Raw genomic sequence first — 11135 nt, forward strand, 5'->3', positions numbered from 1 at the left:
ACCGCATCCGATGAGTTCCCAGGAGGTGACGACCATGGCCACTGCGACGGCCACGACCGCCGAGGTCGCCGAGGACGCCACGGCGGTGCCGTATGCCGCCCGTATCGAGCACGTCTCGAAGTCCTTCCCGGTGCCGGGCACCCGCGGCGGGCAACAGCTCGTGCTGGACGACATCACGCTCGATGTCGCGCCCGGCGAGTTCGTCACCCTCCTGGGGGCCTCCGGCTGCGGCAAGTCCACGCTGCTCAACCTGGTCGCGGGGCTGGACCGGCCGACCGCCGGCTCGATCGGCACGGACGGCCGGCCCGCCCTGATGTTCCAGGAGCACGCCCTGTTCCCGTGGCTGACCGCGGGCAAGAACATCGAGCTCGCGCTGAAGCTGCGCGGGGTCGCGAAGGCGGAGCGCCGGCCGGAGGCGGAACGGCTGCTCGAACTCGTACGGCTACGGGGCGCGTACGGCAAGCGGGTGCACGAACTGTCGGGCGGTATGCGCCAGCGCGTCGCACTGGCCCGTGCCCTGGCCCAGGACAGCCGGCTGCTGCTGATGGACGAGCCGTTCGCCGCGCTGGACGCGATCACGCGTGACGTGCTGCACGACGAGCTGACCCGCATCTGGCGCGAGACAGGGGTGTCGGTCCTGTTCGTCACGCACAACGTGCGCGAGGCGGTGCGCCTCGCCCAGCGCGTCGTCCTGCTGTCCTCCCGCCCGGGCCGCATCGCCCGGGAGTGGACGGTCGGCATTCCGCAGCCGCGCCGCATCGAGGACAGCGCGGTCGCCGAACTGTCCGTCGAGATCACCGAAGAACTGCGTGGGGAGATCCGCCGCCATGGCCAGCACTGACAACGGCGTGGACATCGAGGTCGACGCCAAGGTCGACGTCAAGAAGGACGGCTCCACGGCGGCCGGTGAGCCTGCCGGTGAGCCGCAGGACCCGAACGATCTGGCGGGGCTGGAGGCCGGACTCGACGCACTGGACTCGGTACAGGTCCGGCGTACGCCGCTGCGCGAGACCCTGACCCGCAAGGTGCTGCCGCCCGTCACCGCGATCGCGCTGGTCCTGGTGGTGTGGCAGCTGCTGGTGTGGACCGAGGCAGCCCCCGCCTACAAGCTGCCCTCACCGTCCGACGTCTGGGGCGAGGTCCGCGAGTCCTGGCTCCAGGGCACGCTCTTCGACTACATCTGGACGTCCGTCTCACGCGGCCTGCTCGGCTTCCTCATGGCACTCGCCATCGGAACCCCGCTCGGACTGCTCGTCGCCCGGGTGAAGTTCGTCCGGGCGGCCATCGGCCCCATCCTGTCCGGCCTGCAGTCCCTGCCGTCGGTGGCCTGGGTGGCACCCGCCGTGCTCTGGCTCGGCCTGAACAACTCGATGATGTACGCCGTCATCCTGCTCGGCGCGGTCCCCTCCATCGCCAACGGCCTCGTCGCGGGCATCGACCAGATCCCACCGCTCTTCCTGCGCGCCGGGCGGACCCTGGGCGCGACCGGGCTGCGCGAAGCCCGGCACATCGTGATGCCGGCCGCGCTGCCCGGCTATCTGGCGGGCCTGAAGCAGGGCTGGGCCTTCTCCTGGCGCTCACTGATGGCCGCCGAGATCATCGCCTCCCACCCCGACCTGGGCGTCGGTCTCGGCCAGTTGCTGGAGAACGGCCGCAACAACAGCAGCATGTCCCAGGTGTTCCTGGCCATCTTCCTGATCCTGCTCGTCGGCATCGCCATCGAGCTGCTGATCTTCAGCCCGCTGGAGCGGTGGGTGCTGCGCAGCCGTGGTCTGCTGGTCACCCGCTGAGGGGTTGTCAGCCCGTCAGGAGTGGGTGACCTTGATGCGGGAGATACGGACCTCGCCGTAGTTGTCGTCGGCGCACGGGTCGGAGTTGTCGCAGTTGGCCTGGGTGTAGGCGCCCGCCTTGAAGTAGTTGGTGTCGCCGTCGTGGGAGATCGTGGTCTCCAGCCGGCCGTTGTAGTACGCGTCGATCTCCCCGTCCCGGGCCACGAACTTGGCCTCGAACTCGGTGCCGAGTTCGTAGTCGTCGGTGACGAGATGGGCGTGCCGGTCGTCGCCGTCGGTGATGTAGAGGCTGCTGCCTTCGAGGCGGAAGACGGTGACGTCGTCGTCCCCGCCGTGGACCTGCGCGCCGACCAGCCACGGCCGTTCGGCGGGCAGTGCCGTGAACGCCTCCCGGACCACGAGGGTGTGGGTGCCGTCCGTGGTGGACCAGGCGGCTTCGTCCTCGCCGCCGTCGGTCATCTCCCGCAGCTCGGCGCGCGGGTAGTTGGAACCTCCCGTCGTCACTCCGTCGACGGCGGCCCGGAAGACGACCGCGTCGCAGCCGGCGTCGGCCCGGAACCAGGGGTCGGCGGAGAAGGTCGCCAGCTCGGGTTGGGTGATCTCGGTGGGGTCCTCGTCCTCGCCGGTGGGCAGTGTCAGCTTCCAGTCCGTCAGGTCGAGGACGTCTGCGGGGTACGCGCACCGAGCGGCGGCCTGCCCGTGCGGACTCGGGGTGCCGGCGTGGGCGGACAGCGTGAGCGTGGCGGTCGAGACAGCCGCGGTGATGCCGGCCAGGACGAGGGTCCGGGTGCGGGGCATGGAGGGTTCCTCTCTGTCGGGGCGTACGGTTCGGGCCGACGCGTACGGTAGACGCCGCTGACGGGACCCCTCCCGCCGTCCGCGATCCCGCCGCCTCTACGCATGCGTGCGACTGATGAAGGCTCTGGGTAGACACTGCGTACGGCCCGCCGTACGCAGTAGGTTCGATCCATGCGCACGCCCCTGGGCCGTGTGCGCGTTCGGTACTCGACCAAGGGGGAAGATCCGTGCGTTCCGGGGACGAGTTCGCCGACCGCTATGTCCTCAAGGAGGTCATCGGCGCGGGGCGGGGCGGTGACGTGTGGCTGGCCCACGACCGGGTGGTGGGCCAGGACGTCGCACTGAAACCGGAGCGGACGGAGGGCGACGGCGAGACCGCGGTGCGGCGGCTGCTGGGCGAACCGCGTGCCATGGCCAAGTTCCGCGACCATCCCCACGTGGTGACGCTGTTCGACGTCGTGACCGTGCCGCGGGACGAAAGCGGGAGCGGGGGCGGGCACGGGGATGAGGCTGAGGCTGGGTCCGCCGGGGCCGGGGCTCAGACGTACTGGTTCGTCATGGAGTACGTGCCCGGCGGCGGCCTGGACCGGCAGCCGACGGTCTCTCCCGCGCGGGCGGCGCGCATCGGTGCCGAGCTCGCCGACGCGCTGGCGGCCCTGCACGACGCGGGCATCGTCCACTGTGACGTCAAGCCCGCCAACATCGGCCTCACCCGGCGCGGGAGCGCGAAGTTACTTGACTTCGGTGCCGCCTACCGGGTCGGCGGCGCAGAGACCATCACCGTCAACGGCCCGTTCAGCTTCACCCCGGACTACGCCGCCCCCGAACTGGCCCGGGGCAACGTCCCGCGGCCGGCCTCGGACGTCTTCTGCCTGGCCGCCACCCTCCACGCCCTGGTCACCGGTGTGCCGCCGCGCGGTGGCGCACCCGAGGACGACGCCGCCCCCGCCGGGGCGGGGGACGGCGGGGAGGAAGCCGAGCGGCTGCGGTACTGGAAGGCCGAGCAGGGCGTCGTCGAGCTGGACGCCGCCGCCGTGGGACCGCTGTACCCCGTGCTCACCGCCATGCTGCACCGCGATCCGCGGCAACGCCCCGACGCCACCGAGGTCAGGCGGCTGCTGACGGAAGTCGCCGAGACCGACCCGGAAACCGCCGGCGACACCGCCACCACCGTCACCCGGCGCCGACGCCGGCGTCTGCCACTGATCGCGGCCGCCCTCGGCATCAGCGCCTTACTGGCCCTGGGACTCGTCGCCCTCCCCGACCGGGAGGACGGGAAGACCGGCGCCGAGCCCGGTCGGAGCCGAGCGCAGGAGGACGGCTCGGACGGCGAGCCGCGGGCCCTGATCGGCGATCCGCACACGGCCGACGTGTGCAAGCTGACCGACCCCGCCGCACTCGACCAGTTCGGCAACGGGGACGGGGACGTCGAAGTGGACGTGGACTACGGGAACTTCGACCGCTGCGACGTGCTCGTGAGCATCGACGACCAGACCCGGATCGATGTGTCGGTCCGGCTCCTGCGAGGCTCACCGCCCGAGGGGTCGAAACCCTCCCGCACCATCGGGAGGATCGGCGTCCGGGAGGAGCAGGCCGAGAGCGACGAGTGCAAGCTGCTGCTGACGTCCGACGGTGACAGCGACGGTTCCCTGGTCGGGGTCCGCGTCAACATGGGCAAGGGCTCCGTGCACGGCGGCAACGCGACCCTGTGCACGGTCGCCGACAAGGCCGCCGCGAGCGCCGCCGAGGTCCTCAACCGGGGCCCGCTGCCCCGCCGTTCACCCGCCTACCCGCGCGCTTCACTGGCCTGGGCGAACGCCTGCGAGCTGCTCGACGCCAAGGCGCTGTCCGTCGTTCCCGGCCTCAAGGTCGACGTGCCGGACGTCGGCATCGCGAACTGGAGCTGCGAGTGGTCGAGCGACGTCGACGACCTGGAGGTCACCGTGGCCTTCCACCGCGACCAGCCCAAGTCCGCCGCGGACGGCGCGAGCAGCGTCACGCTCAGCGGATACCGCACCATCATCGAGCCGGACGACGACACCTGTACGGCGTTCGTCGAGTACCGCAGGTACAGCGGCCAGGACGCCGAGACCGCCGCCGAGATGGTGCGTCTGGACGTCAGCGGGCAACGGCCCACGGACAGGCTCTGCCCGATGGCCGAGGACCTCGCCGCCTCCGCCGCCGCCGAACTCCGCGCACGGTGACACCGAACGTCAGAGCGCGGAGTCGGGCCAGGTGGCGTCGTCCTCCATCAGGTCCAGATCCGGCGGTACGAGCGTCGTCGACTCCACCAACCCCTTGATCAGGTTGTGCAGCAGGCTGTTGTCGCCGGGGCGGCCCTGCGACTTGTCGTGCAGCAGCGGGTACCGGAATCCGGTGCGGTGCAGGCGGTGGCGTACGACCTCGATCCGGTGCTCGATCCTGCGCTCGGTCCACTTGTCCTCCGGGCGGAGGTAGCTGAGCTGCTTGGCGGCCGTGGCATACGTCAGAGGGCGCGGTTCCTCCTCGTACAACAGGTACCGCTGGCCGAGGACGACGAGCAGCAGCCGCTCGTCGTCGTCGAGCGCCCAGGTCTCCGGCCGGACCGTGTCGGCGCGCCGCCGAGACACCGGCCCCTGGTCGTCGTGGCCCGCGACGTACAGCTCGACCAGGTGCTCACGGTAGCCGGAGCCCTTCACGAACAGCGGGGTGTAACCGGTGGCGAGCGGGATCGCCTCGGTGCTCAGGTGCATCATCCGGCCGCGGGGCAGCCGGACCAGCTGCTGCCCGGTGTTGCGCAGCCACCACAAGCCCTGACGGTACGTCAACTCGCCGTGCCGCCGGCTCACCCGCAGGTCGTCCACGCCGACGCCCAGGTCCACGTCCGGCTTCTCACCGCGCCCGAAGCGGACCGTGAAGCCCGGGCGGGGCGGTGCGCTGAGCTCACCCGTGACCGTACGGGCATGCAGGGTCCCTGGTGCGGCGGGCGCGACACCACGCGCGAGGCTGGCGGAGAGGGGCATCGCTGGTCTCCTCGGTTCGTGGGCTTCTCGGTTCGACAGCTTCTCTGCAGGCGCCCGACGTACTCACCAGTGTCGGACCCTGTCGCGGGACCCCTCCCGTACGAGGTGCGGGCTTCACGGAATCAGTACGCCGACTTCAACGCTCCCCCGGAGGTTTCCCGCAGCCCTCCCGGGCCACGCCGCACCCGGAGCCGACGGCTCGCACTGCCCCCTCGGGTGTGAGGACGTACAGCACCGGGTCGGCCGTGGCCTTGCGCAGCTGTGCCGCCTCCGGCACCTCCTCGTGCCCCGGCGCCAACGCCCCCGCATTCGGCCGCGCTTACCGCCCGACCCCCGAAAATCACTCCATCGGGCCGTCATCCGCAGGCTCACCGTCTCCTCGGACTCGGCCATAAGGAGTTCGGATTGCGCAGATGACGGTGGTCGGAGTGCGCACTCTGCGAGCGCGGCGGATGCTGGTGCTCCGCGGGACGAAGGGGTAAGGAGAAATCCATGCAGAGCGTGCGGTTCAATTCCCCCGGCAATGAGGTGGCGAAGGTTTCCTATACCGCTCGCCGCCTTGTCGAGCTGGGCTACGGCAGCACCAGAACACTGGGGCTGAGCGTGGCGGATGGGCCTCCACGGGCGGGCGATCTGGTGCTGTGCCGGGTGACCGAAATCGGCCAGCACAGGTTCCTCGGGCAAGTACACGGAAAGCGGAATCGGCTGTTCGTCGGCGACACGGTCGTAGTCGCCTATGGCGCCCGCTACGCCCCGGATCAATTCGAGGCGGAGGTGCCCGGCGACCTCGGACCCTGTGACCTGGTCGCCGGAGGCGGGATAGCGGGACGGGTCGTGTCCTCCCACTCCAGAATGAAATCCCCCACCCAAGTGGAGCCTTTGGGCCTGGTGACCGACGAGCACGGCGAGCTCATCAACCTGGCCCGTCTGGCCCGGCCCGTGGTGCCCGTCCTCGCTCCTCGCCCGCGCACCATCGCCGTACTCGGCACATCGATGAACTCGGGCAAGACGACCGTGGCGGCCGCCCTCATCCGCGGGCTCAGCCTGGCCGGCCGCCGGGTCGGCGCGGCAAAGGTGACCGGCACCGGCGCTCCAGGGGATCCGACGCTGATGGCCGACGCGGGCGCGTCGCGGGTCATCGACTTCACCGACCTGGGTTTCCCCACCACCTACCAGCTGCCGATGCCGCAGGTGATCCGTATCCTGCGCGGCGCGATCACGGATCTGACGAGTCACCAGGCGGACGCCATCGTGCTGGAGGTCGCGGACGGGCTGCTGCAACGGGAGACGGCGGCACTCATCCAGACGCCTGAATTCCGCACCGGAGTGGACGGCATCGTGTTCGCGGCCGGTGACGCGATCAGCGCGGTGGCGGGGGTACGGCTGCTGCGGGACGAGGGACTTCCCGTCCTCGCTCTGAGCGGCGTGCTGACGTCCTCTCCGCTGGCCACGGCCGAAGCGGTGGGCAGTGTGGACATCCCCGCGTACACGGCGGCGGCCCTGTCCAACCCGTCTCTCGCCGACCAGATGCTGGCGGGCGCCGTCGCGGGCAGGGTCGTCGCGGGAGACGGCAGCGGGCTGTCGGACGACGGCAGTCGACTGGCGGACCATGGCGGACTCCCGCAGGAGCGCAGTCGGCTGACGGAGTACAGCGGTCCCCTGACGGCCGAAACAGTGGCGTGACCGCGGCGGGACGGCGTCGCGTCCGGATGCCGCAGACGCTCGGCGGTGTGCGGCGCCGGTTGATGCTGCTGTTGGTGCTCGCGGGTTTCGGCCAGGCGGTCTGCGTGGTCGGCTTCGCCCTCCTGGTGCATGGTGCGGCCTACCGCATCACGCACGGCCGGGAGGTCGGGTCCGGCCACGACCGCAGCGCCATCTACACGCACGTCGCCGGCTACGCGCCCACCACGCTGGCCGTCGGGCTCGCCACGTCGGCCTGCGCGACCGTGCTGCTGAAGGCGGCGGGCGAACCGCTCGCGGAACGGCTGGCGCAGAGTTACGTACACAGCGTCAGAATGCGGCTCTTCGACCATGTCGCCGGAAGCGAGGCGGGGGGGCCGTTCCGGCGCACGGTCGGCGTCACCGTGCTCCGCTTCACCGGTGACGCCTCAGCCCTGCGGCTGTGGATCAGCAAGGGTGTGGCACCGATCCTGGTGGACGGGGTGTTCGTGACGTGCGCCCTGGTCGTACTGGCCGTCATCGCGCCGGGCATCGGCGCGCTCTCGGCGGCGCTGATCCTCCTGGCCGCGGCCGCCCTCGCGTTGTTCGGGCGGCGGCTGCGCGAACGCGTACGCGAGACCAGACGGCACAACGGCAAACTCGCCGCCTTCGTCAACGAACGCGTCACGCACACCGCCGTCATGCAGTCCCTCGGACGGGTCGAGCAGGAGCGCCGGGTCATGCGGCGGCGCAGCCGTGAGTACGGTCGCGCCATGGTGCGCCAAGCCCGTCTCACCGGAGCGATGTCGGCGACGGCCGAGGCGTGCGGCATCGGGATCCTGCTGATCGTGGTGACGGTGGGGCTGGTGGCGGGCACCACCTGGGAGGCTCTCGCCTCGCTGCTGACGGTGGCGAACTTCCTTGGCGCTCCCCTGTCGTCGCTGGTCCGTGTGCAGGAGTACTGGCAGCAGTCGCGCGTGGCCCGGCGGCGCATCGCCGAGGTCCTCGCGGCACCGGCGCCGCTGGCCAAAGTGCGGGGAGCCGAGCCGCTCGCGCATGGGCCCGGGCAGCTGGAACTCCAGGGGCTGCGCGTGGACGGTGTCCTGGACGCGTCGGCCGTCGCGTGGCCCGGGCAGCGGATCGTGCTGCAGGGGCCTCCGAGCTCGGGAAAGTCGCTGCTGCTGCGCCTCATCGCGCGACTGCAGGAGCCGGACGCCGGCGCGGTGCTGCTCGACGGCCAGGACCTCGCCCGGCACGACCCCGAATCGGTACGCCGGGTGATCAGGCTGGCAAGCCCGGAACTGCCCTTGCTTCGCGGCAGCGTCGACACGAACCTGCGGTACGGCGAACCGCCGGACGCGGCCGAGGCGGCGGGCGAGGAACACATCAAGGCTTTGGCCGACCTGCTGCCCGACGGTCTGCGCACCCGGGTGGGCGAAAACGGCCACGGTCTTTCGATGGCCGTGCGCTACCAGGTGGCGATGGTACGAGCGCTGCGCAGCGGACCCCGGGTTCTGCTGCTGGACGATGTCCGGTCGGAGGAAGCGCTCGGTTCCGACCTGATGGAACGTCTGCTCGAGCGTTATCCGGGCACCGTCATCTACGTCACCGACGAGCCCAAGTTCGCCGCACGCGCGGATGTGCTCTGGCGCATCGACGACGGCAGGCTGACGATCCATGAGCGGGTGCGGGAGACCAGCGGTCTCCCAGAATGACCGAAGGGCCGCTTCGGATTGCTCCGAAACGGCCTCTGACCTGCGACTTCGAAAAGTCGGGACGACAGGATTTGAACCTGCGACCCCTTGACCCCCAGTCAAGTGCGCTACCAAGCTGCGCCACGTCCCGGCGTATGTCGCGCGGCGAACCGCGTGATCACGCAGGTCAACCCTACCCCATACGCACGCTGCCCCCATCGGTCCGACCCCTTGACCCATAATTGTTGCCACCTATAATTGATGAACTCAATCGAATCACCCAGCGGCGGGCCGTCCGTCCCGAACCGTCCCCCACCGGGCCGGCCCACGGGCCGCGAACGATCGGAGCCCTATGTCCCTCCTGGCCCGGCCCGCGGTGGCCGCCCTCGTCGCCAAGGCGATGCAACGTGTCACCGTGATGGCTGACCGCCGTTCCGGTGGCCGGGGTTCCGCCGCCGCCTCGCACGCGCGATTCCCCGAATATCCGCGCAAGGTACGAGAGTTGACGATTCCCACGTCGATCGCCCCCGCCCGGGCCACCGTGTACCTGCCCGCGAACGCCGAACCCGCTCCCCCGGTGCACGTCAACTTCCACGGCGGCGGCTATGTGATGACGCTGACCGAGCTGGACGACCCGCTGTGCCGCACCCTCGCCGCCGAGGCGGGGGCGGTCGTGATCAACGTGGATTACGTCGTCGCACCGCAGCATCCGTTTCCGGCACCACCCCGGCAGGCGTACGACGTCGTCCGGTGGGTCGCTGAGCACGGGGCGGAGGAGGGCTGGGACGGTGACCGGCTCACCGTGGGCGGGCAGAGCGCCGGCGGCGGGCTCGCGGCGGCCGTGGCACGGCAGGCTCTTGAAGAGGGCGGGCCCTCGATCGCGCTCCAGGTGCTGCACTATCCCCCGCTCGACCTGGCGACCGGCCCCAGGGACAAGCGCGCCGCCATCGCCAAGCCGATGCTGCGGCCCTGGATGGGTGACGTCTTCGACACCTCGTACGTGCCGGACGTGCGGCTGCGTGGCGATCGGCTCGTGTCCCCGGCGCATCCGTCGGACACCGCGGACCTGACGGGCATCGCCCCGGCCCTGCTGATCACCGCCGAGTACGACCTGCTCCGGGCCGAGGGCGAGCGCTATGCCGAGCGGCTGCGGGGGGCGGGTGCGCTGGTCGCGCATCACGACGTGGCCGGGGCCGATCACGGTTACGACGGGAGTGACGACCAGAAGGCGCGGGAGGTCTACGCGATGATCGCCCGGCATGTGCGGGCGGCCACCGGAAGCCGCACCGCCTGAGAGCTCGGGTCGCCCTGCCGTCGACGGCCGCGCGGCCCGGTCACTCCTCCGGGCACGCGGCACCCACGTTCACCGCGACCGGCGCGGCGGCCGACCGCGCGTCGGCCGAGGTCAGGACGGGCTCACCCACGGGGCCGGGGGTCGCAGTGGCCTTGGCACCCTCGCCCGGACTCCCGGGCACCGCCATGCTCCGGGCGTCCCGGCCCCAACTCCCGGGCGACGCAGCGTTCCTGGCGCCCCTGTCCCAACGCCCGGGCGCTGCGGTGTTACTGGCGCCTTTGTCCCAACTCCCGGGCGACGCAGCGTCCCTGGCGTCCCCGTCCCAACTCCCGGACGCCGCAGTACTCCTGGCGCCCCGGCCCGGGCTTCCGGACCTCCCCGCGGCGAAGCCCGCCATCAGCAGGGCCACGGCCACCACCACCCACCAAGGCAGGCCGGCGGTGGCCATGTACCCGACCACGGCCACCACTGCGAGAAGTCCCGTCACGTCCCCGTTCCCCCTTAACAGTTCCACTCATTCGCCACCGGCGCACCGAAGGCCGCCCTGCGTCACAGCGGGCATATGACGCAACAATACGCGAGACAGTCGTATATCCCAGTTCGGCTCATCGGTACATATGACGGACGCCAATCAGTGCACGCCTATGAGTTCCTGATCGCCGTCGGCAGGAGCCGCCCGCTTCGATCCGCGCAGTGCGGCGACGCCGATGAAGACCATGGACGACAGTCCGGCGAGGGCGAACGCGGTAAGCCCCAGTCGCCCTTGTTCGCGGCGAGCAACTGCCCGCCCAGCCACGGCCCGAAGACGGCGCCGAAGCGGCCCATGCCGGAGGTCCAGCCGACGGCGGTGGCGCGGTTCTCGGGGCGGGAGCGGATCGAGACCGTCGCGTAAATTACG

The 11135-nt window shown here is 71.0% G+C and carries 9 protein-coding genes and 1 tRNA gene; 7 read left to right on the top strand and 3 right to left on the bottom strand.

Annotation, left to right across the window (positions count from 1 at the left end):
- The first annotated feature begins 34 nt into the window (after positions 1-34).
- Complete coding sequence (locus tag ACTMVF_RS15600; RefSeq protein WP_441271612.1) at positions 35-841, top strand: ABC transporter ATP-binding protein; 807 nt, start codon at positions 35-37, stop codon at positions 839-841.
- Positions 828-1790: an ABC transporter permease gene (locus ACTMVF_RS15605; protein WP_441271613.1), complete on the top strand. Its 963-nt coding sequence runs from the start codon at positions 828-830 to the stop codon at positions 1788-1790. Before ACTMVF_RS15600 ends, ACTMVF_RS15605 begins: the two co-directional genes overlap by 14 nt.
- A 15-nt stretch (positions 1791-1805) precedes the next feature.
- On the opposite strand, the gene ACTMVF_RS15610 is transcribed toward ACTMVF_RS15605, so the two are convergent.
- Positions 1806-2588, bottom strand: coding sequence for a polysaccharide lyase family 7 protein (locus tag ACTMVF_RS15610; RefSeq protein ID WP_441271614.1), 783 nt, complete (start codon positions 2586-2588; stop codon positions 1806-1808).
- A gap of 227 nt (positions 2589-2815) precedes the next feature.
- Here ACTMVF_RS15610 and ACTMVF_RS15615 point away from each other — a divergent pair, with 227 nt between their 5' ends.
- Positions 2816-4792 carry a serine/threonine-protein kinase gene (locus tag ACTMVF_RS15615; RefSeq protein WP_441271615.1) on the top strand — a complete coding sequence of 659 codons (1977 nt, stop codon included), beginning with the start codon at positions 2816-2818 and terminating at the stop codon, positions 4790-4792.
- 9 nt (positions 4793-4801) lie between these two features.
- On the opposite strand, the gene ACTMVF_RS15620 is transcribed toward ACTMVF_RS15615, so the two are convergent.
- Entirely contained in the window at positions 4802-5590 is a 789-nt protein-coding gene (locus tag ACTMVF_RS15620) for an FHA domain-containing protein (RefSeq protein WP_441271616.1), read from the bottom strand.
- A 492-nt stretch (positions 5591-6082) separates the two neighbouring features.
- Between ACTMVF_RS15620 and ACTMVF_RS15625 the strand changes: the two genes are divergently transcribed.
- Both ACTMVF_RS15625 and ACTMVF_RS15630 read left to right on the top strand, forming a co-directional pair.
- Positions 6083-7273 (top strand): DUF1611 domain-containing protein, encoded by a 1191-nt coding sequence (locus ACTMVF_RS15625; RefSeq protein WP_441271617.1) that lies wholly within the window; start codon positions 6083-6085, stop codon positions 7271-7273.
- Between the two features lie 26 nt (positions 7274-7299).
- On the top strand, positions 7300-8964 hold the full coding sequence (locus ACTMVF_RS15630; protein ID WP_441271618.1) for an ATP-binding cassette domain-containing protein: 1665 nt from the start codon (positions 7300-7302) through the stop codon (positions 8962-8964).
- A 56-nt stretch (positions 8965-9020) separates the two neighbouring features.
- Here the strand turns inward: ACTMVF_RS15630 and ACTMVF_RS15635 are convergent.
- Positions 9021-9094: transfer RNA gene (locus ACTMVF_RS15635), tRNA-Pro, on the bottom strand.
- A gap of 201 nt (positions 9095-9295) precedes the next feature.
- Here ACTMVF_RS15635 and ACTMVF_RS15640 point away from each other — a divergent pair.
- A complete protein-coding gene (locus ACTMVF_RS15640; RefSeq protein WP_441271619.1) occupies positions 9296-10237 on the top strand; it encodes an alpha/beta hydrolase in 942 nt (313 codons plus the stop codon).
- Positions 10238-10871: 634 nt separating this feature from the next.
- On the top strand, positions 10872-11129 hold the full coding sequence (locus ACTMVF_RS15645; RefSeq protein WP_441271620.1) for a hypothetical protein: 258 nt from the start codon (positions 10872-10874) through the stop codon (positions 11127-11129).
- Positions 11130-11135: the final 6 nt, after the last annotated feature.

Origin of the sequence: Streptomyces sp. SD31 (genome assembly GCF_052068475.1) — a bacterium.
GTDB lineage: Bacteria > Actinomycetota > Actinomycetes > Streptomycetales > Streptomycetaceae > Streptomyces.

Coding starts and splice junctions, on each gene's coding strand:
- ACTMVF_RS15630 (WP_441271618.1), top strand. CDS start 7,300: ATGCCGCAGACGCTCGGCGGTGTGCGGCGCCGGTTGATGCTGCTGTTG.
- ACTMVF_RS15640 (WP_441271619.1), top strand. CDS start 9,296: ATGTCCCTCCTGGCCCGGCCCGCGGTGGCCGCCCTCGTCGCCAAGGCG.
- ACTMVF_RS15610 (WP_441271614.1), bottom strand. CDS start 2,588: ATGCCCCGCACCCGGACCCTCGTCCTGGCCGGCATCACCGCGGCTGTC.
- ACTMVF_RS15620 (WP_441271616.1), bottom strand. CDS start 5,590: ATGCCCCTCTCCGCCAGCCTCGCGCGTGGTGTCGCGCCCGCCGCACCA.
- ACTMVF_RS15600 (WP_441271612.1), top strand. CDS start 35: ATGGCCACTGCGACGGCCACGACCGCCGAGGTCGCCGAGGACGCCACG.
- ACTMVF_RS15625 (WP_441271617.1), top strand. CDS start 6,083: ATGCAGAGCGTGCGGTTCAATTCCCCCGGCAATGAGGTGGCGAAGGTT.
- ACTMVF_RS15605 (WP_441271613.1), top strand. CDS start 828: ATGGCCAGCACTGACAACGGCGTGGACATCGAGGTCGACGCCAAGGTC.